27 protein-coding genes and 1 CRISPR repeat array are annotated in these 25,552 nt (G+C 60.3%); of the genes, 2 read left to right on the top strand and 25 right to left on the bottom strand.

Annotated elements, in window-relative coordinates; translation table 11 throughout:
• Positions 1–39: 39 nt before the first annotated feature.
• Positions 40–1,161: a CRISPR direct-repeat array (repeat unit 33 nt; unit sequence GTCGCACCCCACACGGGGTGCGTGGATTGAAAT).
• Positions 1,162–1,354: 193 nt separating this feature from the next.
• Positions 1,355–2,125, top strand: a complete 771-nt coding sequence (sigG, locus tag B5F12_RS09930) for an RNA polymerase sporulation sigma factor SigG (protein ID WP_087233929.1) — start codon at positions 1,355–1,357, stop codon at positions 2,123–2,125.
• A 34-nt stretch (positions 2,126–2,159) separates the two neighbouring features.
• On the opposite strand, the gene sigE is transcribed toward sigG, so the two are convergent.
• Together sigE and B5F12_RS09920 are read right to left on the bottom strand one after the other, a co-directional pair.
• Complete coding sequence (gene sigE / locus B5F12_RS09925; protein ID WP_087233927.1) at positions 2,160–2,885, bottom strand: RNA polymerase sporulation sigma factor SigE; 726 nt, start codon at positions 2,883–2,885, stop codon at positions 2,160–2,162.
• A complete protein-coding gene (locus B5F12_RS09920) occupies positions 2,882–3,724 on the bottom strand; it encodes a sigma-E processing peptidase SpoIIGA (RefSeq protein WP_242954941.1) in 843 nt (280 codons plus the stop codon). The genes sigE and B5F12_RS09920 overlap by 4 nt, the downstream gene beginning before the upstream one ends.
• Before the next feature lie 584 nt (positions 3,725–4,308).
• Here B5F12_RS09920 and B5F12_RS09910 point away from each other — a divergent pair.
• Complete coding sequence (locus tag B5F12_RS09910; RefSeq protein WP_087233921.1) at positions 4,309–5,235, top strand: hypothetical protein; 927 nt, start codon at positions 4,309–4,311, stop codon at positions 5,233–5,235.
• A gap of 64 nt (positions 5,236–5,299) precedes the next feature.
• Here the strand turns inward: B5F12_RS09910 and hisC are convergent, their stop codons facing one another.
• The 23 genes from hisC to B5F12_RS09795 all read right to left on the bottom strand — a co-directional run.
• Positions 5,300–6,352, bottom strand: a complete 1,053-nt coding sequence (gene hisC, locus B5F12_RS09905) for a histidinol-phosphate transaminase (protein ID WP_087233919.1) — start codon at positions 6,350–6,352, stop codon at positions 5,300–5,302.
• Complete coding sequence (locus B5F12_RS09900) at positions 6,349–6,540, bottom strand: DUF951 domain-containing protein (RefSeq protein WP_087233933.1); 192 nt, start codon at positions 6,538–6,540, stop codon at positions 6,349–6,351. Before B5F12_RS09900 ends, hisC begins: the two co-directional genes overlap by 4 nt.
• A 21-nt stretch (positions 6,541–6,561) precedes the next feature.
• The gene (locus B5F12_RS09895; RefSeq protein ID WP_087233917.1) at positions 6,562–7,824 is read right to left on the bottom strand and encodes a replication-associated recombination protein A; all 1,263 of its coding nucleotides are present in this window, start codon (positions 7,822–7,824) and stop codon (positions 6,562–6,564) included.
• Positions 7,825–7,911: 87 nt separating this feature from the next.
• Entirely contained in the window at positions 7,912–9,051 is a 1,140-nt protein-coding gene (locus B5F12_RS09890) for an aminotransferase class V-fold PLP-dependent enzyme (protein WP_087233915.1), read from the bottom strand.
• Positions 9,048–9,302, bottom strand: coding sequence for a DUF3343 domain-containing protein (locus B5F12_RS09885; RefSeq protein ID WP_087233913.1), 255 nt, complete (start codon positions 9,300–9,302; stop codon positions 9,048–9,050). The genes B5F12_RS09890 and B5F12_RS09885 overlap by 4 nt, the downstream gene beginning before the upstream one ends.
• A 98-nt stretch (positions 9,303–9,400) precedes the next feature.
• On the bottom strand, positions 9,401–9,871 hold the full coding sequence (gene ispF / locus B5F12_RS09880; protein WP_087233931.1) for a 2-C-methyl-D-erythritol 2,4-cyclodiphosphate synthase: 471 nt from the start codon (positions 9,869–9,871) through the stop codon (positions 9,401–9,403).
• Positions 9,871–10,590: a 2-C-methyl-D-erythritol 4-phosphate cytidylyltransferase gene (gene ispD / locus B5F12_RS09875; RefSeq protein WP_087233912.1), complete on the bottom strand. Its 720-nt coding sequence runs from the start codon at positions 10,588–10,590 to the stop codon at positions 9,871–9,873. Before ispD ends, ispF begins: the two co-directional genes overlap by 1 nt.
• 293 nt (positions 10,591–10,883) lie before the next feature.
• On the bottom strand, positions 10,884–11,363 hold the full coding sequence (locus B5F12_RS09870) for a CarD family transcriptional regulator (protein ID WP_087233910.1): 480 nt from the start codon (positions 11,361–11,363) through the stop codon (positions 10,884–10,886).
• Between the two features lie 153 nt (positions 11,364–11,516).
• Positions 11,517–12,269, bottom strand: coding sequence for a fumarylacetoacetate hydrolase family protein (locus B5F12_RS09865; protein ID WP_087233908.1), 753 nt, complete (start codon positions 12,267–12,269; stop codon positions 11,517–11,519).
• Positions 12,270–12,272: 3 nt separating this feature from the next.
• The gene (gene yihA, locus B5F12_RS09860) at positions 12,273–12,866 is read right to left on the bottom strand and encodes a ribosome biogenesis GTP-binding protein YihA/YsxC (protein WP_087233905.1); all 594 of its coding nucleotides are present in this window, start codon (positions 12,864–12,866) and stop codon (positions 12,273–12,275) included.
• Positions 12,867–12,876: 10 nt separating this feature from the next.
• Positions 12,877–15,291, bottom strand: a complete 2,415-nt coding sequence (lon, locus tag B5F12_RS09855; protein ID WP_087233903.1) for an endopeptidase La — start codon at positions 15,289–15,291, stop codon at positions 12,877–12,879.
• 84 nt (positions 15,292–15,375) lie between these two features.
• Positions 15,376–16,689: an ATP-dependent Clp protease ATP-binding subunit ClpX gene (gene clpX / locus B5F12_RS09850; RefSeq protein ID WP_087233901.1), complete on the bottom strand. Its 1,314-nt coding sequence runs from the start codon at positions 16,687–16,689 to the stop codon at positions 15,376–15,378.
• A gap of 68 nt (positions 16,690–16,757) precedes the next feature.
• On the bottom strand, positions 16,758–17,339 hold the full coding sequence (locus tag B5F12_RS09845; protein WP_087233899.1) for an ATP-dependent Clp protease proteolytic subunit: 582 nt from the start codon (positions 17,337–17,339) through the stop codon (positions 16,758–16,760).
• Between the two features lie 93 nt (positions 17,340–17,432).
• On the bottom strand, positions 17,433–18,755 hold the full coding sequence (gene tig / locus B5F12_RS09840; protein ID WP_087233897.1) for a trigger factor: 1,323 nt from the start codon (positions 18,753–18,755) through the stop codon (positions 17,433–17,435).
• 104 nt (positions 18,756–18,859) lie between these two features.
• Positions 18,860–19,549 (bottom strand): metallophosphoesterase, encoded by a 690-nt coding sequence (locus B5F12_RS09835; protein WP_087233895.1) that lies wholly within the window; start codon positions 19,547–19,549, stop codon positions 18,860–18,862.
• A gap of 21 nt (positions 19,550–19,570) precedes the next feature.
• Positions 19,571–21,058: a threonine synthase gene (thrC, locus tag B5F12_RS09830; protein WP_087233893.1), complete on the bottom strand. Its 1,488-nt coding sequence runs from the start codon at positions 21,056–21,058 to the stop codon at positions 19,571–19,573.
• Positions 21,055–21,990: a membrane dipeptidase gene (locus B5F12_RS09825; RefSeq protein ID WP_087233891.1), complete on the bottom strand. Its 936-nt coding sequence runs from the start codon at positions 21,988–21,990 to the stop codon at positions 21,055–21,057. The genes thrC and B5F12_RS09825 overlap by 4 nt, the downstream gene beginning before the upstream one ends.
• 11 nt (positions 21,991–22,001) lie before the next feature.
• A complete protein-coding gene (locus tag B5F12_RS09820) occupies positions 22,002–22,373 on the bottom strand; it encodes a YraN family protein (RefSeq protein ID WP_087233889.1) in 372 nt (123 codons plus the stop codon).
• Positions 22,370–22,999, bottom strand: a complete 630-nt coding sequence (locus B5F12_RS09815) for a ribonuclease HII (RefSeq protein ID WP_087233887.1) — start codon at positions 22,997–22,999, stop codon at positions 22,370–22,372. Before B5F12_RS09815 ends, B5F12_RS09820 begins: the two co-directional genes overlap by 4 nt.
• On the bottom strand, positions 22,992–23,852 hold the full coding sequence (gene ylqF, locus B5F12_RS09810; protein WP_087233885.1) for a ribosome biogenesis GTPase YlqF: 861 nt from the start codon (positions 23,850–23,852) through the stop codon (positions 22,992–22,994). Before ylqF ends, B5F12_RS09815 begins: the two co-directional genes overlap by 8 nt.
• Positions 23,853–23,990: 138 nt before the next feature.
• Positions 23,991–24,332, bottom strand: coding sequence for a 50S ribosomal protein L19 (rplS, locus tag B5F12_RS09805; protein WP_087233883.1), 342 nt, complete (start codon positions 24,330–24,332; stop codon positions 23,991–23,993).
• 112 nt (positions 24,333–24,444) lie between these two features.
• Positions 24,445–25,062, bottom strand: a complete 618-nt coding sequence (locus tag B5F12_RS09800) for a site-2 protease family protein (RefSeq protein WP_087233881.1) — start codon at positions 25,060–25,062, stop codon at positions 24,445–24,447.
• Positions 25,046–25,552: M23 family metallopeptidase (locus B5F12_RS09795; protein ID WP_143482371.1), on the bottom strand; the 507-nt coding region annotated here is incomplete at its 5' end. The genes B5F12_RS09800 and B5F12_RS09795, both read right to left, overlap by 17 nt.

The raw sequence follows: 25,552 nt of genomic DNA, 5'->3' as shown, positions 1-25,552 counted from the left end.
AAATAGTTGCCGTGTAGTTGACCAAATGAACTCCACAGCGTCGCACCCCACACGGGGTGCGTGGATTGAAATACCGTTGTGGCCGCCCTGGTCAACTGGTGGAAGAACAATCGCACCCCACACGGGGTGCGTGGATTGAAATCCTGGGGCGCGTCAGCCGCGGCCATACAGTGGGCGTGTCGCACCCCACACGGGGTGCGTGGATTGAAATCCCGCCAACGAGTACAACGGCTCCTCCATCACCGGTCGCACCCCACACGGGGTGCGTGGATTGAAATCATCGTCATACTCCTCTCTCTTGCGGCGCCCAAATGTCGCACCCCACACGGGGTGCGTGGATTGAAATTATGCAACGGCGAACGACATTTCGTCCATCACGGTGTCGCACCCCACACGGGGTGCGTGGATTGAAATATCCCCGTTTTTGATTGGCTGCGATATGCCGTCGTCGCACCCCACACGGGGTGCGTGGATTGAAATAGTTGCCGTGTAGTTGACCAAATGAACTCCACAGCGTCGCACCCCACACGGGGTGCGTGGATTGAAATACCGTTGTGGCCGCCCTGGTCAACTGGTGGAAGAACAGTCGCACCCCACACGGGGTGCGTGGATTGAAATCCTGGGGCGCGTCAGCCGCGGCCATACAGTGGGCGTGTCGCACCCCACACGGGGTGCGTGGATTGAAATTCAGGTACACCGGCAGATTTCAGGATAGCACCATAGTCGCACCCCACACGGGGTGCGTGGATTGAAATTCATTGCCCCTGGAAACGGGGGCACATGTCGCCTTGGTCGCACCCCACACGGGGTGCGTGGATTGAAATACCTTTGCTGCGCCCGCTGCATCAGCGTGGCCCTTGTCGCACCCCACACGGGGTGCGTGGATTGAAATATAGCGTCACGCAAATGCTCCATACTCACACCTGTCGCACCCCACACGGGGTGCGTGGATTGAAATATCCTGTATACAGGGGTACGCAAGGGAGAAGCCCGTCGCACCCCACACGGGGTGCGTGGATTGAAATCCGAGGAAGAGTACCACTGCAATGCGGCGACCGTTGTCGCACCCCACACGGGGTGCGTGGATTGAAATCATCCTGGGTGATGGCTGTAGAATACGGGCCATTAGTCGCACCCCACACGGGGTGCGTGGATTGAAACATCGTTACCTATGGGCGGATGATTGAACTATATCTGCTCTTTCCATTCTCTGAACTCGTCTCTTCTTTTCCCCGTATAAAATATCCATCGAACCTCATCGAACAATAAAAAATATCCCCCCTCCCTGTGCTGCATGAAAGCCACCTGCTTGGAGATACTTACATACAGTATCTTCCAAACGAGGTGGCTTTTTGTGCAAGGTAAGGTGGACTTATGCGGCGTGAACACGTCGAAACTCAAGGTTCTGAAAAGCGAGGAGAGCATTGCCCTGCTCCGCCGGGCCCGACAGGGCGACCAGGCAGCCCGGGAGGAACTGATTGCCGGGAATCTGCGCCTGGTGCTGTCGGTGATTCAAAAGTTTGCAGGCCGGGGCGAACACATGGACGATCTGTTCCAGGTGGGGTGTATCGGCCTCATCAAAGCCATTGATAACTTCAATGTGGACTTGGACGTGAAGTTTTCCACCTATGGGGTGCCCATGATCATTGGGGAAATCCGCCGCTTTCTCCGGGACAACAGCACCATCCGGGTCTCCCGCTCCCTGCGAGACACCGCCTACAAGGTACTCCAGGCCAAGGAGGCATTCCAAAATGAGCACCAGCGGGAGCCCACGCTGGACGAGCTGTCCAAGCTTCTGGACCTTCGCCGGGAGGACATTGTCACCGCCATGGACGCCGTCATTGAGCCTATCTCCCTCTTTGAGCCCATTTACTCCGACTCCGGGGATGCAGTATGCGTCATGGACCAGGTGCGGGATGGGAAAAACACCGACGAGGCGTGGCTGGACCACATTGCCCTCAGCGACGCCATCTCCAAGCTGGGCCAGCGGGAACAGGAGATTTTGGAACTGCGTTTTTTCCAGGGCAAAACCCAGATGGAGGTGTCCGCCGAGATCGGCATCTCCCAGGCCCAGGTGTCCCGGCTGGAGAAACACGCCTTGAAGCAAATCCGAAAAGAGTTCTAAACAAAGCCGTGGGTGCTGCGCCCACGGCTTTGTTCTACATCAGCTTCAAAATCTCCTGCTTCAGCCGTCCGATGATGCGCTTTTCCAGTCGGGATATGTAGGACTGGGAGATGCCCAGTAACGAAGCCACTTCCTTCTGGGTGCGCTCCGCCTTCCCATCCAAGCCAAAGCGCATGGTGATGATGGACCGCTCCCGAGGATTTAATTTGCTCACTGCCTGGAAGAGGAGGTCCCGCTCCACATCCTCCTCCATAGGCTTTTCAATGACATCGCTGTCCGTGCCCAGCACATCGGAAAGGAGCAGCTCATTGCCGTCCCAATCGGTGTTCAGTGGCTCCTCCAGGGACACCTCTCCCTTCCGGTTGGCGTTTTTTCGCAGGTACATGAGAATCTCATTTTCAATGCACCGGGAGGCATAGGTGGCCAGCTTGATGTTTTTTCCCGGGTTATAGGTCTCCACCGCCTTGATGAGGCCAATGGTGCCGATGGAGATGAGGTCTTCAATGCCCACGCCGCTATTTTCAAACCGGCGGGCGATGTACACCACCAATCGAAGGTTGTGCTCAATAAGCTTGGAGCGGATGGCTTGACTGGGCCCGTCCCGCTCCCAGGTGGCCAAAACCTCCCGCTCCTCCTCCTTGGACAGGGGTGGCGGCAAGGTGTCGCTGCCCCCGATATAAAAGATGGTCCCCGGCAGGTGGATCCCCAACCGAGACAGGAACCCACATAGCTTGATGTACCACAGTCCTCTCATCTTCATATCCCTCCAAACAGTCCTTGATAGGCTCCCCCGTCGCTGACCGGAGTGGGGGACAGGGCCAGCAGCAAGCTGCCCATGTCCCGCCCGTTCACCCGTACCTGCTGGGTGGGAAAGGCCAGCAACATCCCCGACTCCACTCCTACCGCCCGATAGGGCACCAGCCGCACCCCATGGATGCCCCGGTCATGGCAGAGCCGGGCGCACTCGATGGGGCGAGCCACATCCGCTCCCGCAGGCAGCAGCCAGGCCATATCCCGCCAGTAGGCCACCACCACCGGGCGGTTGGTTACCGGGTCAGAAAGACTCAACCCCGTATCATGGAGGGCGGTCATGGACACCACCCGCTGGGAAAATGTCAGCTCCATATGTACCAGCTCTGCCCCTGTGTGGGCACCCAGCCGCCGCAGCAGCAGAGAGAACACGAAATAACACGCCAGAAAGACCACCAGCAACAGTCTCAGGTCCATCTGCGTGTACAGCACTCCAGATTGCAGGGTCAGGGTGGTATTCCCCAGCCACTCAAATCCCAGCACCGCCCCGGCCAGTGCCGCAGAGGCGGCGAAGAACAGACCCAGCACCCGCCACAGCCGCACCTCTCCCCCGTAGGCACATAGCACCATCACCACCGCCACCGCCAGCTTGCAGGGCAGCGTGGACAGCCACCCCATACCGGGGAGAAAGAGGGCCACCGCATACAGTGCCCCCAAGGCCGCCCCCAGGGCGATGCGCCATCGGCGCAGGCCCGCCCCAGCCAATCGCCCCGCCCCCAACAACAGCAGGTGGTTGGCCACGAAGTTGAGCAGCCACAGCAGGTCCACATACACCACGGTCACCGGCATCTCCCCCTTTGTCTGACGCCCTATGATTATATCCCCATCTCCCCTTCAAAAAAGGTCAAAGGGTGGAGTTCTTATGGCGTCATGACCAGGATCTTCCCCTCCATGATATTGGTTATTTTTGAAAATAATGGTTGACGCCACCAAAAAATTTTATACAATATAACCGAAAGGAAGTGAGTGAACTGCAAAAAACGTTCCGTCTCTGTTTTATTTCTCTTTTTCTCCTATTTTCTCTCTCCCTGACCGCCCGCGCTGCACAATTGAATGTAACTCGATACAAGCAAGTAAAGTCGAATTGGTGTTGGGCTGCATGTGCTCAAATGATTGGATGATGAAATCAATGTAGACGAAATCCCCCTCATCATGCGCATGCAGTGGAACTCTGGCGGTGGACACGTGTTGGTGCTGTGTGGTGTCACAGGTGACAATTTGACCTTAATCGACCCTTGGGAAAATTGTGTAACGAGAAGCTACTCCTATGTCGCACTACTCAATGGAACATCCATTCAATCAGGAACTGGATACTACTCACACACATGGATGTCTTGCTAAAGTGCCACATAATAGAAAGGAGGTTTTGACGTATGGTACGAAAATGGTTGGTATGCCTGGTATCCCTTTGTATTCTGGCCGCCGCACTCCCCATTCACGCCCCCGCTGCGGCCACCTCACCCCCCTCAGACTTTTCCCAAGTCTGCCCAGATCCGTCCCAACTGGAGCAAGAGATTCTCTCCCATCTCACCGTGGCGTATGAGAACACGTTGCCCACCCTTTCCACTCCGGAGAGTGAGGAAGATGCAATCCCTACGTCCGTAGATTTTTCCACTGCCATTCCCGTCTACATTGACACCGAGTTGGAGAACCTGTCTTTGGTGCAGCAAGCCGATATTCAAGCTCATCTGGAGCAATGCGTCTCCGTCTGGGTCATTCCCATGCAGGTGGGCTCTCTGTACGCCACGGTAACACTGGCCAAAGGACTACCACTCAATCCAGAAACTGCGCATCTCATGACCCCTGCGGAACAGACTTCTGTTCAGGAAAAAGAAGGCCTATGGACCGTGAGTGAAGTGGCCATGTACACCGATTTCACCCCATATTCCACCCAAATCTCCCAACTGGAACAGGCGGGAATCACCACGGAAGATGCGGTTTTGGTGGGTGGACTACCCGGCATTCGTATGCCTATGCTGTTGCTGTTTGAAGACGACATCGCCTCCTACTGGTATCCCATGGGAGACTATGGACCTTCCGAGGCGGAAGTCACTGACTCCTATGTCCATCAGGCCAGGTTCCAAGGTGAATCTCTGCACCCCTTCTATGACTATGAAGCGGTCCTTTCCTATGCCAAGACCAATCAAACCTCCACCCAGACGGACAGCTCGGGTATGCCCAACGGCTCTACCAGCCAGGGCCCCACACTGGTGGATTTTGTCCCACTCTTGGTGGCAGGGGCATTCCTCATCGTTGTCCTTTTGGTAGCTTTATGGGTGCTCCGCCGTCGGAAGAAATAATTCACAAAACATGAACATGCCCGTGAGCGTGGGAATCACCCAGGCTCACGGGCATGTTTCGTAGTTACAGTTCTTGCAGGGCTCCCAGCAGGGTGTCCATCTCGGCATCGGTGCCAATGGAAATGCGCAGCCAGTTGGAAATAGCCGGGTTGGACCACCACCGTACCAGCACCCCACGCTCCCGCAGGCCGTCCAACAGGGCCTTCCCGGACTTGTCCGGATGGGAGACAAAGAGGAAGTTGGCCTGAGAGGGCAGTACCGTATACCCCATCTCCAGCAGCCGTTGGGCGGTGCGCTCCCGGGTGGCCATTACCTTTTGACAGGTCTGTGTAAAGTAGTCCTCGTCCTCCACGGCAGCCGCCGCCCCCGCCTGGGCCAGTCGGTCCACGGTGTAGGAGTTGATGGAGTCTCGGACGCAGCACAGGCCCTGGATGAGGTTCGGGTTTCCCATGGCCCAGCCCACCCGCAGCCCAGCCAGGGCTCGGGACTTGGAGGCGGTCTGGATGACCAGCAGGTTGGGATAGCGGTCAATGAGCCCCACCGAGCTCTCCCCGCCGAAGTCCACGTAGGCCTCGTCCACGATGACCACCACGTCCGGGTTGGCACGCAGCAGCTTCTCCACCACCTCCCGGGACACGCCCTGTCCGGTGGGGGCGTTGGGATTACACAGCACCACGCCGCCGTTTTTCCCCATCAGCTCCTCCACCGGGGTGGAGAAGTCCGGGTTCATGGGCACTTGGCGGCAAGTGAGGCCAAAGTAGTTGGTGTACACGGGATAAAAGCTGTAGGTGATCTGGGGAAAGACGATCTCTTTGTCCGGGTCAAAAAAGGCCTGGAAAGCAAAGGCTAGCACCTCATCGGAACCGTTGGAGCAAAACACCTGGTCCGGGCTGAGCCCCTCCCGCCGGGCAATAGCACAGCGCAGCTCCAGGCACTCCGGGTCCGGGTAGAGGCGCAGCGTCTCCCCCGCTGCTCGGGTGATGGCCTCCACCACCTTGGGAGAGGGCGGGTAGGGGCACTCATTGGTGTTGAGCTTCACAAAGGTCTGGCCCTTGGGCTGCTCCCCCGGTACATAGGGCACCGCATCCACAATGCGGCGGCTCCAAAACTCTTTCATGCCTGTCCCTCCTCTCGTTTCACCCGCTTGATGGCCTTCTCTGCCTTGGCCCGGGGAATCATCATCTCCCGCTGGCAGCCCAGACAGCGCAGCTTAAAGTCCATTCCCACCCGCAGCACCTGCCAGTCCTTGCAGCCACAGGGGTGTTGCTTCTTCATCTCCAGCACGTCGCCGACCTGTATATCCATGGGCATGGGATGCCCCTCCTCTCATTGGTGTTTGATCTTGTCCCAGTAGGCCTTAGCGGCCTGCTCGGTCTTATTGGGGCCGTACTCATAGTACACCCGCCCCACCAGAGCGTCGGGCAGATACTGCTGCTTCACCCAGTGGTTGGGGAAGTCGTGGGGGTAGAGATACCCCTGCTTCCGCTCAAAGCCTGTGCCGTCGGCGTGGACATTTTGCAGGTGTCGGGGGAAGTCCCCGGTCTTGCCCGCCCGCACATCCGCCATGGCGGCATTGATGGCGTCATGGCCCGAGTTGGACTTGGGGGCGGTGGCCATGAGGATGGCGGCATCCGCCAGGGCTAGCCGGGCCTCCGGCAGCCCCAGCATGGTGGCCGCATCTACGCAGGCCTTGACAATGGGGATGACCTGGGGATAGGCCAGTCCCACATCCTCGCAGGCAATGACCATCAGCCGCCGACAGGCGGACAGCAGGTCCCCCGCCTCCAGCAGCCGGGCCAGATAGTGCACCGCCGCATCGGGGTCCGAGCCCCGGATGGACTTTTGCAGGGCGGACAGAATGTCGTAGTGCTGGTCTCCGTCCCGGTCATAGCGCATGGAGGAGCGCTGGGCCACCAGTTTGGCATCTGCCATGGTGATGGTCCGCACCCCGTCCGGGGTAGCGGCGGCATTCATGAGCACCTCCACCCCGTTGAGGGCCTTGCGCACGTCTCCCCCGCTGGCCTGGGCCAGGTACTCCTTCACCCCGTCCTCCCAGCAGCTCTCTCCGCCTAGCTCCTCGTCCATGAGCTTCACCGCCCGCTCCACCGCCGGGAGCAGGTCCTCCGGGGTGAGGGCCTTGAACTCAAAGACGGTGGACCGGGACAGGATGGCGTTGAAGATGGTGAAATAGGGGTTTTCCGTGGTAGAGGCAATAAGGGTGATCTTTCCCGTCTCGATATAGTCCAGAAGGGTCTGCTGCTGCTTTTTATTGAAGTACTGAATCTCGTCCAAATAGAGCAGCACCCCGTTGGGGGCCAGCAGCGTCCCCACCTGGTCCATCACCTCCCGCACATCGGCCAGGGAGGCGGTGGTGGCGTTGAGGCGGCGCAGGGTGCGCCCGGACCGCTTGGCGATGATGTCCGCCACGGTAGTTTTTCCTGTCCCCGAGGGGCCGTAGAACACCATGTTGGGGATGTGGCCGCTGTCCACAATCCGGCGCAGCAGGCCGTTCTCCCCCAAGATATGTCGCTGTCCCACCACGTGGTCCAAGGTCTGTGGCCGAATGCGATCTGCCAAGGGCTGATACATACCCCCTGCACCGTCCTTTCCTTTGTCAATTCTCTTGTGACATTTTAGCACACAAAAGCGGTTCCCGCAAGGGCGAAGGGGAACCCCTCACCTGCCCTTGCCCTGACACCGGGCCAGATGGGCAATGGCACAGGCGGCCCGGCGCACCTGCAGGGAGGTGTTGAACGCCGAGCAGCTCAGGCGCACCGTCCCAGTGTCCAGGGTGCCCGCCGTCTTGTGGGCCAGCGGGGCGCAGTGCAGCCCCGCCCGCACGGCGATACCCCGGCGGGCCAGCCAGCTTCCCACCTCTTCGCAGTCCATCCCCTCCACGGTGATGGAGCACACCCCCGTCTGGGTTCCCTTAGGGCCTCGGAATACTCGCACCCCAGGCACTTGCTCCAAACCGTCCATCAGCTGGCCGCTCAGACATTCCTCATAGGCACCGATGCGGTCCACGCCCTTGCACCGGACAAAGCGCAGTCCAGCCAACAATCCCGCCGCCCCAGAGACGTTCTGGGTACCCGCCTCCAGGCGGTCGGGGAGAACGTCCGGCATGGTCTGGTTTTGGGACTCGCTGCCCGTACCCCCGTACAGCAGCGGGGCAGGCTGCTCCTCTCCGCACAGCAACAGCCCGGTGCCCTGGGGCCCGTACAGCCCCTTGTGCCCCGGCATGGCCACGTAGGCCGCCCCCCACTCTGACAGGCGCACAGGCAGACACCCGGCGGACTGGGAGGCGTCCACAATGAGGGGCACTCCACGCTCCCGGCACATCCGGGCCAGCTCGCCTATGGGCATAATAAAGCCGAAGACGTTGGAGACATGGGTGCAGACCACCACATCCACCCCGCGCCGCAACCCCTCCTCAAAGGCGGCCAGCATCCCCGCCTGGTCAAACACTGGGGCTTGGGCCACCCGGATGGTCAGGTCCCCCCGGGCACACAGAGGGCGGGTGACAGCGTTGTGCTCATAGCCGGAGATGAGCACGGTGTGCCCAGGGCGCACCAGGGCGTGGATGGCTAAATTCAGCGCATGGGTGGCGTTGTAGGTGAGCACCACCTGCTCTGGATTGGGTACATCGAAGAGCTGGGCCGCCGTCTCCCGCAGCGCGTAGAGGGTATCCGCTGCCCGCATCCCCGCCCCATGTCCGCCTCGGCCAGGGCTGGCCATATGTGTCATGGCCCATGCGGTGGCAGAGGGCACCGAGGCGGGCTTCTCCATGGTGGTGGCTGCGCTATCCAAGTAGATCATACCGATACCTCCTCATAGCTCCCGTCCTCCAGCTGCTGATAGATACCACGGGGGACAAGCTTTGCCTCCCGCATCAGCTCCACCGCCCGCTCCAGCCACCGCTGAGACACTTTGATGCAGTATGCGCACCCCGCCTGGGCAATGAGCCGGGGCGCTCGCACCAGATAGGCAGAAATGCCGGCCCGCTCCAGCAGCCGCACCCCACGCTGGGCATAGGTCAGGGAGCGGCATACAATCAGATCATATACCATTGGGTATCATTTCCCTTCCGTCAGATGGTCCGCTCCCAAAAAAAGATACGGACGCTCTTGCACATCCTATGCACAAGAGCGTCCGTGGGTGTTTTCACTTATCGAACCAGAAGTGCCACGGCGTGGGCGGCCATGCCCTCCCCGGAGCCGGTGAAGCCCAGCCCCTCCTCGGTGGTGGCCTTGACGTTGACGCAGTCCTCCTCGACCCCCAGCACCTGGGCGATGTTGCGCCGCATCTGGGGGATGTGGCTGGCCAGCTTGGGCCGCTGGGCCAGGATGGTGGCGTCCACGTTGCCCACGGTGTACCCCTTCTCGGTGAGCATATCCCGGACCCGGGCCAGCAGCACCATGCTGTCAATGCCCGCATAGGCGGGGTCGTTGTCCGGGAAGGCGTGGCCGATGTCCCACAGCCCGGCAGCCCCCAGCAGGGCGTCCATCACCGCATGTACCAGTACGTCCGCATCCGAGTGGCCCAACAGTCCCTTTTCCCAGGGGATTTCCACGCCCCCTAAGATGAGCTTGCGCCCCTCCACCAGGCGGTGCACGTCATAACCATGTCCCACTCGCATCATTGGTTCCATCCCTCCAAAATCACTCGGGCCACCGCCAGGTCTGCCGGGGTGGTCAATTTGATGTTGCTCCGGTCCCCTTCCACCAGGGATACCGGCATGCCCAGCCGCTCCACCGCCGAGCAGTCGTCTGTGAGGGGGGCGTTGTCCTGCATCGCCTTGGTCAGAGCCCCCCGAATCAGATCACCATCGAACATCTGGGGCGTCTGCACAGCAAAGAGGGTAGCCCGGTCTGGGGTGTGGTCCACTACACCGTTCACCGCCACCTTAATAGTGTCCTGCACGGGTATGGCAGGGGCTGCGGCCCCGGTCTGGGCGGCCTTGTCCACTACACGCTCCATCACCTGGGAACTCACAAAGGGCCGAGCCCCGTCGTGGATACCAATGAGCTTGGCCTGAGGGGACACCTCGCCCACCCCCAGTTGGGCAGACTCCACCCGGGTGGCGCCGCCCCGTACCACTTTCGTCACTTTTGTGAGTGCCATTTCCCGGGCCAGGGCCGCCACAGGGCCCACCAGATCCTCCCGGGTAACCACCACGATCTCCTCCACCCGGTCACTGGCCTCCAGGGCCACCAGGGTGTGGGCCAGCACCGGCCGACCGTCCAGTTCCAGGAACATCTTATCCTGTCCCATGCGCTGAGACGAGCCCGCCGCCACCACAACCATGGCACAGCCAGGGGCCTGGGGCCCCTTTCGTTTCCGTCCAAACAATGACATAGTTTCTCCTCCAGAGTTGAAAAACGCCGGGGAACTCCTCAGAGCATCACAAACCTCACGTCTATGAAAACAGTGCTGACCATTCTGCTCTGAAAAGCCCTCGGCAGAGTTTTCCCGCCTCTCGGCGGGGAAAAAATCATAATCAGTTTTTCCCGGGGACATGCGCATCGGGAAAAACACCGCTCAGTCCACCAGTGTGTCCTTGGGTCGTCCTCTGACCCAAGGATGCGCGCAGTGGACTGCATCTTCTCTCAAACATGCTGGCATGTTTGAGAAGCCCTTCGGCTCCTTTTTTATTGGTGCAGAACCTTGTTGACCTGCTCCTCTACGGCCTCATAGGGCATGCTCTGGGCCAACACCAGCTCAGAAATCAAAATCTGCTTGGCTGAGTGGAGCATCTTCCGCTCCCCGGTGGACAGCCCCTTCTGGGTCTCCCGGTACATCAGCCCCTTGACCACCTTGGCTACATCCAGCAAATTTCCGCTTTTGATGCGCAGCATATTCTCCCGGTAACGTTGGTTCCAGTTGGACGTCATGTCCACCTGAATGTCCTCCATCTCCGAGAGAATATGGGTGGCCTCCTGACCGGACACCACGGGGCGGACGCCGATCTCGTCGCTGTGTTCTGTGGGAATCATGACCATCATGCTTCCCGTCGATAGTTTGAGCAAATAGTAGTCCTGAACCTTCCCAGCTACCTTCTTGCGCACAATGGAGTCAATGACTCCCGCCCCATGCATAGGATGTACCACCTTATCACCAATCTGATACACGATTCCACCTCCCTAATGTGTATAATATCACAAAGTTAGTATACCCCTTTTCCCAATGCAATGCAAGCGGGGGGAAAATATTTTCCAAGAAAAATACGCTCTGTTTACAAAAAAGAGGCGCTGCAAGCCTGTGGCTCACAGCACCTCTTAGGGTTATTTTACTTGGTTGCGCAGCACGCCGATGTGGGAGATCTCCACCTCCACCACATCCCCGGACTGCATGGGGCCAATGCCAGCGGGGGTACCGGTGGCCACCACGTCACCCGGCTCCAGAGTCATGGAAGCGGTGATAAACTCCAGCAGCTTTGGCACGGTGGTGATAAAATCCCGGGTGTTCCCCTGCTGGACCACGCTGCCATTAAGACGGGTGGTAACCTCCAGGCGGTCGGGGTCCACCTCGTCCACCACCCAGGGGCCCACCGGACAGAATCCATCCATGGACTTTCCACGGGTCCACTGGCCGTCGTGCTTCTGCACATCCCGGGCGGTGACGTCGTTGAGGCAGGTGTACCCCAGAACATACTGGGCATAGTCCTCTGCACGGATTTTGGAGGCCCGGCGGCGGATGACCACCGCCAGCTCCCCCTCGTAGTCCAGGCGTTGGACAAACTCCGGCGGCTCGATCTCCCCGCCGGGGCTATTGAGGGCGTTGAGGCCCTTCATAAAGAGGACGGGGAATCCCGGGGGCTCGGCCCCCATCTCCCGGGCGTGCTCGGCGTAGTTCTTACCTACGCACACGATCTTAGTGGGAGTACAGGGAGCCAACAGAGAGCAGTCTGCCAGCTTGACGCTGCCTCCGTCGTACTCCACGCCCTCATAGGGGGCGCAAGTGAGGGTCTTCACCTGCTCTCCCTCCACCACGCCCCACTGGGGGCCGCTCTGGCTGAGAAACCGCACGTACTTCATCTCTCAGCCCTCCATATGGTTGAAGATCAGCTCCAACAGGGCCTGCTTGCCGTCCCCCTTCTCCGCGGAGAAAGGAATGACGGGGACGGCGTCGGGCAGCTCCAGGGTGTCCCGCACCCGCTGGAGGTTTCCCTCCACCTCGCTCTTTTTCAGCTTGTCCAGCTTGTTGGCCACCACCACATAGGGCTTGTCGGTGGTGAGGAAGAAGTCGCTCATCACCTTGTCGTCCGCCGTAGGCTTGTGGCGGGCATCCACAATGAGAATGCCCAGGGTCATCAGAGAGGTATCGGCAAACCAGCCCTCAATGAGCTTCGCCCACCGGGCCCGCTCGGCCATGGACACCTTGGCGTAGCCGTAGCCGGGCAGGTCCACCAGGTAGAGCTGTTTGTCAATGAGGAAGTAGTTGATGTGGGTGGTCTTGCCGGGAGCGGAGCCCACCCGGGCAAAGTTCTTGCGGTTGAGCAGACGGTTGATCACCGAGGACTTGCCCACGTTGGACCGCCCGGCAAACACCACCTGGGGCAGAGCGTCCCGGGGAAAGTCAGCAGGCTTGGCTGCCGAACGGACGAACTCCGCCTGATTCAAATTCACCTTCATGTCTCTCACCTCACTGGCACAGATTTACTGCCGTCCCAGGAGCCTTTGCCTCCGGGGGCAGAAGGGTGTCATTTCCTTTGGGGGGCTGGCCGTCAGAGACCAGCGCACAGGCCAGCACCTGGTCGGCCTGGGATACGGGAATAAACTTCAAGCTCTCCCGTACCAGAGGGTCAATCTCCTCCAGGTCCTTCACATTGTCCTCGGGGAGAATCACGGTACTCATGCCATTGCGCAGAGCGGCCATGGTCTTCTCCTTCAGACCGCCGATGGCCAGCACCCGGCCCCGAAGGGTGATCTCCCCGGTCATGGCCACGTCACCCCGCACCGGGGTCCCGGTGAGGGCGGACACCATGGCGGTGGTGATGGCAATGCCTGCCGAGGGTCCGTCCTTGGGCACAGCGCCCTCGGGGAAGTGGACGTGGATGTCCTTGTCCTTATAGAAGGTGCCAGGCAGCCCCAGCTGGCTGACCCGGCTGCGGATGAAGGACAGGGCGGCCCGGGCGGACTCCTTCATCACGTCGCCCAGGTTTCCGGTAAGCTCCACCTTTCCGGTGCCCTCCACCACGTTGACCTCCACCTCCAGGATTTCGCCGCCCACAGAGGTCCAGGCCAGGCCGTTGACCACCCCCACCTGGGGCTGGCCCGCCGCCTTGTCCTTGGCGTAGCGCCGGGTGCCTAGGAAGTCGGACAGGTTGTCCGGGGTGATGTGCACGCTCTTGCACTCCTCCCGCACCAGCTTCATGGCGGACTTCCGGCACAGCTTGTCCAGCAGCCGCTCCAGACGGCGCACCCCGGACTCCCGGGTATAGCCGGAGATAATCTGGTGCAGGGCCTGGTCGTTGAGCTTCACCTGGGTACGGGTGAGGCCGTGGGCCTTGAGCTCCTTGGGCCACAGGTGGCGCTTGGCAATCTGCACCTTCTCCTCGTCGGTATAGCTGCCCAGTTCAATGATTTCCATGCGGTCCAGCAGGGGCCGGGGGATGGTATCGGTGGTGTTAGCGGTGGCGATAAACAGCACCTCGGACAGGTCAAAGGGCATCTCCAGGTAGTGGTCCCGGAAGGTGGCGTTCTGGTGCACGTCCAGCACCTCCAGCAGAGCGGCGCTGGGGTCACCCCGGTGGTCGCTGCCCACCTTGTCCAGCTCGTCCAGCACCAGCACCGGGTTGACGCTCCCCGCCTGACGGATGCCGGCGATGATGCGTCCGGGCATGGCCCCCACGTAGGTCTTGCGGTGGCCTCGAATTTCCGCCTCGTCGTGGACGCCGCCCAGGGAGATGCGGGCCAGCTTCCGGTTCATGGCCCGGGCCACGCTCATGGCAATGGAGGTCTTACCCACACCGGGCGGGCCCACCAGGCACAGCACCTGGCCCTTCAGATTGGGGGACAGCTGCTTGACGGCCACAAACTCCAAAATACGCTCTTTCACCTTTTCCATGCCGTAGTGGTCGGCTTCCAGCACTTTGGACACGGCAGCCACGTTGGCCCGCTCACGGGTTTTCACCGTCCAGGGCAGCTCCAGGCAGGTGTCCAGATAGCCCCGGAGCACCGAGGCCTCGGCGGAGCCGTAGGGCTGCTTCTCCAAATGCTTGATCTCTTTGAGCAGCTTTTCCCGCACTTCGTCGGGCAGCTTGGCCTTGGCAACACGCTCCCGGTACTCGGCGATCTCGTCGCCGTCGCCCCGGTCGCCCAGTTCTCGCTGGAGCACCTTCAGCTGCTCTCGCATGTAGTAGTCCCGCTGGTTTTCCGCCATCTGCTCCTGGACCTTGCCCTCCAGCTCGCTCTCCACCTGGCGGATCTCCACTTCCCGGGCCAGGATGCGCACCAGCTTCTCCAGCCGCTTGGCAGGGCGCAGTTCCTCCAGAATGAGTTGCTTGTCCTCAAAGCGCAGGGGCAGGTTCTGGGCGGTGTAGTCGGCTATGTACACCGGGTCGTCGCTGGCCAGCAGCTTCAAATACAGCTCCGGGGACACCCGGTCGGACAGCTCGGTGTATCGCTCCACCATGGAATAGATCTGGCGAATCAGGGCCTCGGTGCGAGGGGTGTTCTCCCGGGCAGTGGGCTCCTCCTCCAGCAGCTCCAGCTCAGCGGTAAGGTAGGGCTCAGTGGTGAGCAGCTGCAGCATTTTGCCCCGCTGCTTGCCCTCCACCATTACCCGCACATTGTTGTCGGGCAGACGGAGAATCTGCTTGATGGTGGCCACAGTCCCCACCTGATACAGGTGCTCCTGGGCGGGGTTCTCGGCGGCCAGGTCCTTCTGGGTCACCAGGAAAATCTCCCGGTTCCCGGTCATGGCCTGTTCCAGGGCCCGGATGGAGAACTCCCGACCCACATCGAAATGAAGCAGCAGATGGGGAAATACCGTAATAGCCCGCAGGGCCAGGGCAGGCATGGCCACAATTTCCCGCTCATGTATGGTCTCACTCATGGTTGTATTCCTCCTTTCCACCTCCCAAAAGGAGGCGATATAAGCAAAGGGGCGAGCACGAGGCCCGCCCCTATCAAAATTTGGTTAGGATGCGTTTCCCTTCCGGGCCGCCTGTCCGCCCGGCTCCGCCCGCAGAGATGCAGCGCCCAGTCTGGGTCTGGCGGGACGGCCTTCCTCCCGCACCACCTCAGGGGGCTGCTCTCCCCGGATGGCTTCGGGGGTGATGATGACCTTGGCGATGGAGTCGTCCGAGGGCACATCGTACATGATGGGAGTCATCACTTCCTCCAGCACCGCCCGCAGACCACGGGCACCGATCTTCCGCTCCACCGCCTTCTGGGCCGCTGCCTCCAGGGCCTCAGGGGTGAACTCCAGCTCCACGTTGTCATACTCCAGCAGCTTCTGGTACTGCTTGACCAAAGCGTTCTTAGGCTCAGTGAGAATCTGCACCAGCTGCTTGCCGTCCAGAGCCTTCAGACCGGTGATCACCGGAAGACGGCCCACCAGCTCGGGGATAATGCCGAACTTCAGCAGGTCATGGGGCTGCACGTTGCGGAAGATGTCCTCCTCGCTGCGCTCGGCAGCGGTGCGCACCTGTGCACCAAAGCCCATGGTCTTCTGGTCCATGCGCTGCTCAATGATCTTCTCCAGACCATCAAAGGCACCACCGCAGATGAACAGGATGTTCTTGGTGTCAATCTGCAAGAACTCCTGGTGGGGGTGCTTGCGGCCACCCTGGGGCGGGACATTGGCCACCGTACCCTCCAAAATTTTCAGCAGAGCCTGCTGCACACCCTCGCCAGACACATCCCGGGTAATGGAGGTGTTCTCGCTCTTCCGGGCGATCTTGTCGATCTCATCCACATAGATGATGCCCCGCTGGGCCAGCTCAATATCGTAATCTGCCGCCTGCACCAGCCGCAGCAGAATGTTCTCCACGTCGTCACCCACATAACCGGCCTCGGTGAGGGTGGTGGCGTCGGCAATGGCAAAGGGCACCTTCAGCACCCGGGCCAGAGTCTGGGCAAAGAGAGTCTTGCCGCAGCCGGTGGGGCCCACCAAGAGGATGTTGCTCTTTTGCAGCTCCACCGAGTCCCCGCCACCAAAATAAATCCGCTTATAGTGGTTGTACACAGCCACGGACAGGGCGATTTTCGCCTGCTCCTGGCCGATAATATATTCATCCAGCACATCCCGAATCTCTCGGGGGGTGGGAATCACGTCGGGCATCTCCGGACTGCCCAGCTCCGGGCGCTCTTCCTCGTCCAGAATGCTCAGGCAGAGGTGGACACACTCGTTGCAGATGTATGCCCCGGGTCCGGCAATGATACGCTCGACCTGCTCCTGATGCTTGCCGCAAAAGGAACAGCGAACGGTTTTGTACTCATCTCGAGCCATGAATTACCTTCCTTTCGTCAGACGTGCCAAAGAGCGAAGACAGTGCTTGTCTCCGCCCTTTTGCATCATCAACGATTATAGATGACCTTGTCAATGAGGCCATAGGCCGCTGCTTCTTCGGCGGTCATGAAATTGTCACGCTCACAGTCGGCGGTGACCTGCTCCACGCTCTTGCCGCAGTTGTCGGCCAGGATCTGGTTCATCCGCTTCTTGATGACTTCCAGACGCTTGAGGTGGATGGCCATATCGGTGATCTGTCCCTGGGTACCGGCAGAGGGCTGGTGAATCATGATCTCCGCATTGGGCAGAGCCAGACGCTTGCCCTTGGTACCGGCAGAGAGCAGAAATGCGCCCATGGAGGCGGCCATACCCACGCAGATGGTGGACACGTCACACTTGATATACTGCATGGTGTCATAGATGGCCATGCCGTCGGTGACAGAGCCGCCGGGGCTATTGATGTAGAACTGAATGTCCTTGTCCGGGTCCTGAGCCTCCAGGTACAGAAGCTGGGCCACAACCAGGGCGGATGTGGTGGCGTTCACCTCTTCACCCAGGAAAATGATACGGTCGTTGAGCAGACGGGAGAAGATGTCGTAGGAACGCTCTCCCCGGCTGGTCTGCTCCACAACATAGGGAACTAAACTCATGGAAACCTCTCCTTCGTTACTGGAAATCAGTCCCAGTATACCCAGCAGCAAGGGAGGAATATTCCTCCCTTGCTGGTTTTTTACGGGATGAAATTACTCGCCCTGAGCCTCGGTGGTCTCAGCCTGAGCCTCTTCCTTCTTCTTGGCGGGCTTCTTGGCAGAGGACTTCACCAGCTCCAGAGCCTTCTTGGAGCCCAGGTCCTGCTTCATGTCGCTCTCGTTGGTGACCTCACGGACCTGCTCCTCGGTGACGTTGAACTGCTCGGCCAGGCGCTTGACCTCGGCGTCCAGCTCCTCCTGAGTGACCTGGATGCCCTCGGCCTTGGCCACGGCATCCAGAGCCAGAGCGGTGCGTACGGCGCGGTCAGCGGCGGTCTTAGCCTGGGCACGCACGTCGTCCATGGACAGGCCCATGTACTTCAGGTAGTCCTGGAAGTTCAGGCCGTTCTGCTGCATGCGCATGGCCTGCTCCTCCACCATCTTGTCGGCGCGGTAGTCCACCATGGCCTCGGGCACGTCGCACACCAAGTTCTCCAGCAGGGCATCGATGACGGCGGTCTCGTAGTCACGGTCGGCCTGCTGCTGACGGCGGGCCTTCAGCTTCTCCTTCAGGTCCTTCTTGAACTCGTCCAGGGTGTCAAACTCGGACACGTCCTTGGCGAACTCGTCGTCCAGGGCGGGCTCCTGACGCTCCTTGACCTCGTTGACCTTCACCTTGAAGACCACGGCGGCGCCAGCCAGATCGGCGGTGTAGTTCTCGGGGAAGGTGATGTCCAGGTCCTTCTCCTCGCCGGCCTTCATGCCGATGACCTGCTCCTCGAAGCCGGGGACGAAGGTGCCGGAGCCCAGCTCCAGGGAGTAGTTCTCGCCCTTGCCGCCCTCGAAGGCCACGCCGTCCTTGAAGCCCTCGAAGTCGATGACCGCCACGTCGCCCTTCTTGGCCTTGCGGTCCACGCTCACCAGGCGGGAGGCACGGTCGATGTAGGGCTTCATCTCAGCCTTGACATCGGCGGCGGTGACCTTCACCTCGGGCTTGGCAACCACCAGGCCCTTGTACTCCTTCACGGAAGCCTCGGGCTGCACGGTGACCAGAGCCTTGAAGGTGAAGCCGTCCTTGCTGACCTCCACGATCTCCAGCTTGGGGTAGGCCACGGGCACAATGCCAGCCTCCTTCAGAGCGGCATCATAGGCAGCGGGATAGGCCTCCTCCACAGCGTCCTCAAAGAACACCTGCTCGCCGTACATCTTCTCCACCATCTTGCGGGGCACCTTGCCCTTGCGGAAGCCGGGGACCATGATGTTCTTCTTCTGCTTGTTGTACACCTTGTTGATGGCGGCGTCAAACTCAGCAGCGCTGACCTCGATGACCAGCTCAATGGCGCTGTTTTCTTTCTTCTCGTTGCTCTTGATGTTCATGTATACGTTCCTCCAACTTAGCCCCGCCTGAGGCTGGGGCTTTCTTTCTGATAAATCCAATCCATTCTATCAGATTGTACAGAAGATTTCCACTGTTTTTTTTGTCAATCCAAAATTTTTTTCGGACGGAAACCGATGTAGTCTGCAGCCACCAGCTGATAGGCCACACTTCCCTGCACTCCCTCCACCGCCAGACGGTGGCTGGGACCGTGGAGATGGCCGTAGCAACACAGCTTCACCTGGTACTGCTCCAGCAGCTGCAAAATCTCCGGGCACTGGTACCCCTTGTACAGGGGCGGATAATGGAGAAAGCAGTATTTCTCCGCCTCCCCCGCCGCCTTCAGCGAGGTCTCCAGGCGCATCACCTCCCGGCGAAACACCTTCCCCGAGGGGGCGTTGGCCTGCTCCTCATAGAACCAGCCCCGGGTGCCGCACAGGGCCACATCCCCGTAAAAGGCGCAGTTGTTGTGGAGAATGTGCAGGCGCTCCAGGCCGTTTGCCTGAAAAAAGGCATTCATCTTGGAGGCGGTGTTCCACCAATAGTCGTGGTTTCCCTTCAAAATCCACTTCTCCCCCGGCAGCCGGGAGTTAAGAAACTCCAGGTCCTTTTTCGCCTCCTCCAGGCTCATGCCCCAGGACAGGTCCCCGCACAGCACCACCGTGTCATCGTCCGATACGCAGGAAAAGCCTTCCTCCAGCTTCTCCACATAGCCTTCCCAACTGCCCCCGAACACCTCCATGGACTTGTCGGCGCCCAGAGACAGATGGGTGTCTCCGATGGCATAAAGGGCCATTTCTTCCCTCCTTGTCCCCGGTCAGCGCAAGTGCTCCAGCACCTGATCCACCATGTGCTCCTTCTCGGTGACGGTGTCAAACCGGGGCTGTTTGTTTTTCAGTCGGGCCAGAGGCTGGGGCACTTCCACCCCGGTGAGCTGGGACAGCTGGTCCAGAATCTCGGTGCCAGCGGCGTGCTCCTGCACCCCCAGGGCGTCCAGCACGCTGGAGCAGAACTTGAAGGGGCTGGCGGTGGACACCACCACCGTGGGGGTCTCGTCCCCGCTCTCCTTGCGGTACTGCTCCAGCACGTCAAAGGCCACAGCGGTGTGGGGGTCAATGAGGTAGTGCTGCTCCTCCCACATGCGGCGGATGGTCTCCATGGTCTGGGCATCGTCACAGTACCCGGCGGCAAAGGTCTGGTGCAGCTTGGTCTTGATGGGCACGCTCACCTCATAGCTGCCCTTCTCCGCCAACTGCTCCATGTACTCGGTCACCTGCTTGTCATCCCGGCCGGACAGCTCAAAGAGCAGACGCTCCAGGTTGCTGGAGATGAGAATGTCCATGGAGGGAGACAGAGTGTTGTGGAAGGGACGATTGCGGTCATACACACCCGTGCGGAGAAAATCGGTGAGCACGTTGTTCTCATTGGAGGCACAGATGAGGGTCTTAATGGGCACCCCCATCATTTTGGCATAATAGGCAGCGAGAATATTGCCGAAATTTCCCGTGGGCACGCAGACATTGATCTCCTGGCCCTTCTCAATGGCGCCCTCCCGGCGCAGATCGCTGTAGGCGGAGATGTAATAGACGATCTGAGGCAGCACACGGCCCCAGTTGATGGAGTTGGCAGAGGACAGGAAATAGCCCCGTTCCGCCAGCTGCTGGGCCAGCTCCTCGTCGGCAAACAGCTTCTTGACCCCGGTCTGGGCGTCGTCGAAGTTGCCCACCACGGCGCACACACCCACGTTGCCGCCCTCCTGGGTGACCATTTGCAGCTGCTGAATGTCGGACACGCCGTCCTTGGGATAGAACACCAGGATCTGAGTCTTGCTCACATCCTTGAAGCCCTCCAGGGCAGCCTTTCCAGTGTCGCCAGAGGTGGCCACCAGAATGCACACCGTCTTCTTCTCATCGTTCTTCCGCAGAGAGGCGGAGAGGAGATGGGGCAGCATTTGCAGGGCCATATCCTTGAAGGCGCAGGTGGGGCCGTGCCACAGCTCCAGGCAGTAGGTGTTGTCGTCCAGACGGCGCACCGGAGCCACCTCGGGGTCAGAGAACTTTCCACCGCCGTAGGCCGCCCGGGCATACCCCGTCAGCTCAGAACTGGAGAAGCCCTCCAGAAACCCGTTCAGCACATACACCGCCCGCTGCTGGTAGGACATATCCTTCAGGGACTCCAGGGCATTTCCCGCCAGGCGGGGCAGCACCTGGGGAGTCATCAGGCCTCCGTCCGGCGCCAGTCCCTTGGCAATGGCCTGAGCCGCAGTCATACGCAAATTGTTGTTTCTCGTGCTCAGATAATTCATGATTGTCTCACTACCCTCATTAAGTTATTATAAAACACATCGTGCAGCAGCTCTTCCCCATATCCATAACTCAGTAGATACGAATAGAGCCCGGAAAGCCGGGTGATATGGGATAGGGGTTCCACGAGCTCCGCCCCGTCCCAGTCGCCCCCCAGGGCCACACATTTGGCCCCACCCAGGGCCAGGATGTGGTCCAAGTGATGACGTACCGCCTCCAGGTCCCGGCTGCCGCCTACAAAGTTCTCATAGAAATTTAGTCCAATGACACCTTGATGCTCTATTATGGCAGTTATCTGCTCATCCGTCAAGTTTCTTGTGTGGTCACACACCGCCCGGGCGTTGGAGTGGCTGGCAATCACGCCCCCTTGGCACAGGTCCATCACGTCCCAGAATCCTGCCTCGGACAGGTGGGACACGTCCACCAACACCTCCAACTCCCCCATCCGCCGCACAAATTCCCGGCCCAGAGGGGTGAGGCCCTGGTGGGGCTGGTCGCTGTGGGAACCGCTGAGGGCATTTTCATGATTCCAAGTCGGGTTAATGGCGCACACCCCCTGCCGGGCGGCCCACTCCAGGCCCTCCAGGCTGCACCCCAGCAGCTCCGCCCCCTCCACCGAGAGGAATGCGGCGCACTTCCCTTCCCTGTTGGCCTGACGGGCCTCACAGGCGGTGGTGCAGTGGGTCACCAGATGAGAGTAGCAGTCCATCTGATGGCGGAAATAGTTCAGCTGGCTTTTGCAGGCTGCTTCGGGACATCCGCCCCCCACGTAGCCCGGGGCCGTCCACAGGGCAAACACCTGGGCATAGGCCCCGAAGGTGTCCAGCGCAGAGCCCAGCTCCAGCGCCCCGGTGTTGTAGGGCAGCTCCTCCCCCATGGCCCAGCAGCGGTACACCGTGTCACAGTGTCCATCCATCACAGAAATTCGGTTCATTCCCACTCACCTCAAAAAGCATTTTCCAGATAGTTTATGTGAGGATGACGGGTGGCAGTCCCCTGAGGCGCATAGATTTCTGCCACGTCGAACCGGGGCTGAAGCTGGGTGGGATGGGCTTGCAGGTAGAGCAGCGCCGCCGCCCGCAGTTTGCGCTGCTTGGAGAGCGTCACCGACTCCCGGGCGGTCATGATATCGTCGTTGCGCCGCAGCTTCACCTCCACAAAGGCCAGGTACTTGCGGTTTGTGGCCACCAGGTCCAACTCCCCCAGCCGACAGCGGTAGTTGACATCCACGATGTTGTACCCCTGTTTGCGCAGGTAGTTGGCCACCTGCATCTCTCCCCACTTGCCCAGCAGGCGGGCCTGTTCCCCGCCCCTCATAGCTTCTTCAAAAAGCTGCGGCGGTGGATGGGACAGGGTCCATACTCCCGCAGCAGCTCATAGTGCAGCTTGGTGGGGTACCCCTTGTGCTTGTCAAAGGCGTACTGGGGATATGCCTGGGCCATCTCCTCCATGTATCGATCCCGGCTGACCTTGGCCAGGATGGAGGCGGCGGCAATGGAGGCGGAGTGGGCGTCTCCCTTCACCACCAACTGGTGGGGAGCGGTGATGGCGCAGCGGCTGCCGTGATCCCGGTTGCCGTCCACCAGCACCAGCTGGGGGGCAGGCTCCAGGCCGTCAATGGCCCGCTGCATGGCCAGCATCCGGCAGTTGAGAATGTCCAGCTGGTCGATCTCCTCTGCCTCTGCCCAAGCCACGCTGTAGCTCACCGCCTGCTCCCGAATGAGGTCAAAGAGCAGGTCCCGCCGCCGGGGCGTCACCTTCTTGGAGTCGTTGAGATAGGGCAGTTCCGCCCCCTGGGGGAGAATCACCGCTGCGGCGTACACTCGCCCGGCCAGAGGTCCGGCTCCCGCCTCATCCACCCCGGCCAGGTACTCAATGCCCGCCTGGGCACGAATCTGGGCATCCCACTGGTAAAGGTCGATGCGCTCTTCCCCGTTATTCATGGATATCCTCCGGCCGTTCCAGTGTAAAGCGTCCAAGCTTGCCACCTCGGAACTCATCCAGCAGCACCCGAGACATTCGCTCGGTGTCCACCTCGCCGCCGGAAATCAGCATGCCACGCTTGCGGGCGGCCATCTCCAGCAGCTCCCAACCGGCCTTTCCCTCCAGGTCTTTGAGCTTGTAACGCTCCTCCAACACGCCGGGATAATGGACGCTCAAAAGGGCCATCAGGCCGCAGGCCAGCTCCTCACCGTCCAGAATCTCGTCTCGCACAGCGCCTGTAAAGGCCAAATGCATGCCAGTAGTCTCGTCCTCAAATTTGGGCCAGAGAATGCCGGGGGTGTCCAGCAGATCCAGGCCCTGGTCGATGTTCACCCACTGCTTGCCACGGGTGACGCCGGGGCGGTCCCCCGCCTTGGCAGACTTGCGGCGGGCCACCTTGTTGATGAAGGTGGATTTGCCCACGTTGGGCACCCCCACCACCATCACCCGCACGGGGCGGCCCACCTGCCCCTTGGCTCTCCAGGCCTCAATCTTCTCCCGCAGGGCCTGCTTGACCACGTTGGAAAACTGGTTGACCCCCTTGCCGCTCTTGGCATCGGTCTCCAGCACCGCATAGCCCTTCTGCTTAAACCAGGCCATCCACTGGGCGGTGACCTTGGGGTCTGCCTGATCGGCCCGGTTGAAGATGATCATGCGGGGGCGGTCCCCCACCATGGAGTCAATGTCCGGGTTGCGGCTGGAGATGGGAATGCGGGCATCCACCACCTCCGCCACCATGTCCACGAACTTCACGTCCTCCTCCATCTGGCGGCGGGTCTTGGTCATATGTCCGGGATACCATTGGATGTTCATTGTGCTCCCCTTTCTCTGGGAGCGTTTCTCCCAGTGCAGATTTTCTATCTATTATACTAAAGATTTGTCCTATGGGAAAGTGGGAATACAAAAAAAGGAGCGGAAATTCCGCTCCTTTTCTCGTGCAAACTGGTGCAATTACAGATCTTCCTTGACCTTAGCAGCCTTACCGACGCGGTTGCGCAGGTAGTACAGCTTGGCGCGGCGAACCTTACCGTGACGGACGGTCTCCACCTTCTCGATGGTGGGAGCGTGCAGGGGGAACACCTTCTCCACGCCCACGCCGTAAGACACACGACGCACGGTGAAGGTCTCCTCGATGCCGCCGTGCTTCTTGGCGATGACGGTACCCTCGAACACCTGGATACGCTCACGGTTGCCTTCCTTGACGCGGATGTGCACGCGGACGGTGTCACCCACGTTGGCCACGGGGGCCTCGGCCTTCAGATACTTCTGGCTAAATTGCTTCAGCTGTTCCATTGATATTTCCTCCTAGTATTCAGGCGTTCGTGCGTCAACGTGTCATGCGCAGAGGACCACCCTTATTTAAGACCGAGTTATTTTACCATAGTGGCCGAGAGAAAGCAAGTCTTTATTTCCCTTTTTTTCTTCTCTTTGTCTGCCACCACCCCAGGGTCTCCCGACGCACTACCCCCCAGAACAGCCACGTGGAGGTGAGCAGCAAAGTGACGTTGGCATATGCGCCCATGACGATGGCCCCCACTCCCACCAGTCCCCCCACCAGCAGCGCAGACAGCCCCGTCTCCCACCGGTCCGCCCGCTCCGGCCCCAACCGGGGCGAGAGGTAATTGCGCAGAATGCGAGCGCCGTCCAGGGGGCGGATGGGCAAGAGATTGAACGCCCCCACCCCCACGCTGAGAGCGGCCAGCACATAGAGCTGTCCCGCCCATGCCAGCCCGCCCAGCACCAGATTGGCCGCCGGGCCTGCCAGGGCCACCACCGTGTCCTCCCCATAGGACAGGGTGCGGGAATACCGCATGGTCATCTCCGCCCCCACCGCCGTGAGGCTCACCTGTTCCAAACGCCCGCCAAAGTATTTGGCCGCCCCCAGGTGGCCCAGCTCATGGACCAGACAGGCCAGCACCCCCCAGGGCAGCAGCCCCACCCCCTCGTCCAGGTAGAACAGCACTCCCAGCACCAGCCAGAACCCGGCGCTCACCCGCCACTTGGCCTCAGGACGGGTCCACATAATAGGCCGGGTCCAGTCGAATCTTATCCTTTTCTATGGTAAGGTGCAGGTGAGGACCCGTAGCCATCCCCGTCTCACCCACCAGGGCCACCGTCTGCCCGCAGGTCACGGTATCCCCCTTCTGAATGAGCAGCTTGCTGCAATGGGCATAAAAAGAACTCACCCCGTTTTTATGGGTGATTTTAAAATACAACCCGAAGTCGTCGCTCTGGCCGATGTACTCCACCACCCCGTCGGCAAAGGCCTTGATCTCCGTGCCCTCGTCGGCGGCAATGTCCAGCGCCAGATGGAACTCGTTTTTCTTGGTGATGGGATTGGTGCGGTATCCGAAGGTGGAGCTCACCGGCCCCGTCACCGGGCACACCGTCTTCTCCAGCCCCAGCTCATAGTACTCATAACTGACATTGGAGGGCAGCGCCACCCCGTCCGGACTGTACTCCTGAGCCACCGCCGTCACCACCTCCGGCGTGGGGGCGGGTGTGGGGGCCGG

Origin of the sequence: Pseudoflavonifractor sp. An176, assembly GCF_002160435.1 — a bacterium.
In the GTDB taxonomy this organism is placed as follows: Bacteria; Bacillota; Clostridia; order Oscillospirales; family Oscillospiraceae; genus Enterenecus; species Enterenecus faecium.
Note: the sequence above shows the minus strand (reverse complement) of the source record. Positions and strands in the feature narration are given on the sequence as shown.

Excerpts from the sequence above, each read along its gene's own strand:
- sigE (WP_087233927.1), bottom strand. The coding sequence starts at position 2,885 with ATGAAGATGAGAGGACTGTGGTACATCAAGCTATGTGGGTTCCTGTCT.
- B5F12_RS09920 (WP_242954941.1), bottom strand. The coding sequence starts at position 3,724 with ATGCCGGTGACCGTGGTGTATGTGGACCTGCTGTGGCTGCTCAACTTC.
- B5F12_RS09910 (WP_087233921.1), top strand. The coding sequence starts at position 4,309 with ATGGTACGAAAATGGTTGGTATGCCTGGTATCCCTTTGTATTCTGGCC.
- hisC (WP_087233919.1), bottom strand. The coding sequence starts at position 6,352 with ATGAAAGAGTTTTGGAGCCGCCGCATTGTGGATGCGGTGCCCTATGTA.
- B5F12_RS09900 (WP_087233933.1), bottom strand. The coding sequence starts at position 6,540 with ATGGATATACAGGTCGGCGACGTGCTGGAGATGAAGAAGCAACACCCC.
- B5F12_RS09895 (WP_087233917.1), bottom strand. The coding sequence starts at position 7,824 with ATGTATCAGCCCTTGGCAGATCGCATTCGGCCACAGACCTTGGACCAC.
- B5F12_RS09890 (WP_087233915.1), bottom strand. The coding sequence starts at position 9,051 with ATGATCTACTTGGATAGCGCAGCCACCACCATGGAGAAGCCCGCCTCG.
- B5F12_RS09885 (WP_087233913.1), bottom strand. The coding sequence starts at position 9,302 with ATGGTATATGATCTGATTGTATGCCGCTCCCTGACCTATGCCCAGCGT.
- ispF (WP_087233931.1), bottom strand. The coding sequence starts at position 9,871 with ATGCGAGTGGGACATGGTTATGACGTGCACCGCCTGGTGGAGGGGCGC.
- ispD (WP_087233912.1), bottom strand. The coding sequence starts at position 10,590 with ATGTCATTGTTTGGACGGAAACGAAAGGGGCCCCAGGCCCCTGGCTGT.
- B5F12_RS09865 (WP_087233908.1), bottom strand. The coding sequence starts at position 12,269 with ATGAAGTACGTGCGGTTTCTCAGCCAGAGCGGCCCCCAGTGGGGCGTG.
- yihA (WP_087233905.1), bottom strand. The coding sequence starts at position 12,866 with ATGAAGGTGAATTTGAATCAGGCGGAGTTCGTCCGTTCGGCAGCCAAG.
- lon (WP_087233903.1), bottom strand. The coding sequence starts at position 15,291 with ATGAGTGAGACCATACATGAGCGGGAAATTGTGGCCATGCCTGCCCTG.
- clpX (WP_087233901.1), bottom strand. The coding sequence starts at position 16,689 with ATGGCTCGAGATGAGTACAAAACCGTTCGCTGTTCCTTTTGCGGCAAG.
- B5F12_RS09845 (WP_087233899.1), bottom strand. The coding sequence starts at position 17,339 with ATGAGTTTAGTTCCCTATGTTGTGGAGCAGACCAGCCGGGGAGAGCGT.
- tig (WP_087233897.1), bottom strand. The coding sequence starts at position 18,755 with ATGAACATCAAGAGCAACGAGAAGAAAGAAAACAGCGCCATTGAGCTG.
- B5F12_RS09835 (WP_087233895.1), bottom strand. The coding sequence starts at position 19,549 with ATGGCCCTTTATGCCATCGGAGACACCCATCTGTCTCTGGGCGCCGAC.
- thrC (WP_087233893.1), bottom strand. The coding sequence starts at position 21,058 with ATGAATTATCTGAGCACGAGAAACAACAATTTGCGTATGACTGCGGCT.
- B5F12_RS09825 (WP_087233891.1), bottom strand. The coding sequence starts at position 21,990 with ATGAACCGAATTTCTGTGATGGATGGACACTGTGACACGGTGTACCGC.
- B5F12_RS09820 (WP_087233889.1), bottom strand. The coding sequence starts at position 22,373 with ATGAGGGGCGGGGAACAGGCCCGCCTGCTGGGCAAGTGGGGAGAGATG.
- B5F12_RS09815 (WP_087233887.1), bottom strand. The coding sequence starts at position 22,999 with ATGAATAACGGGGAAGAGCGCATCGACCTTTACCAGTGGGATGCCCAG.
- ylqF (WP_087233885.1), bottom strand. The coding sequence starts at position 23,852 with ATGAACATCCAATGGTATCCCGGACATATGACCAAGACCCGCCGCCAG.
- rplS (WP_087233883.1), bottom strand. The coding sequence starts at position 24,332 with ATGGAACAGCTGAAGCAATTTAGCCAGAAGTATCTGAAGGCCGAGGCC.
- B5F12_RS09800 (WP_087233881.1), bottom strand. The coding sequence starts at position 25,062 with ATGTGGACCCGTCCTGAGGCCAAGTGGCGGGTGAGCGCCGGGTTCTGG.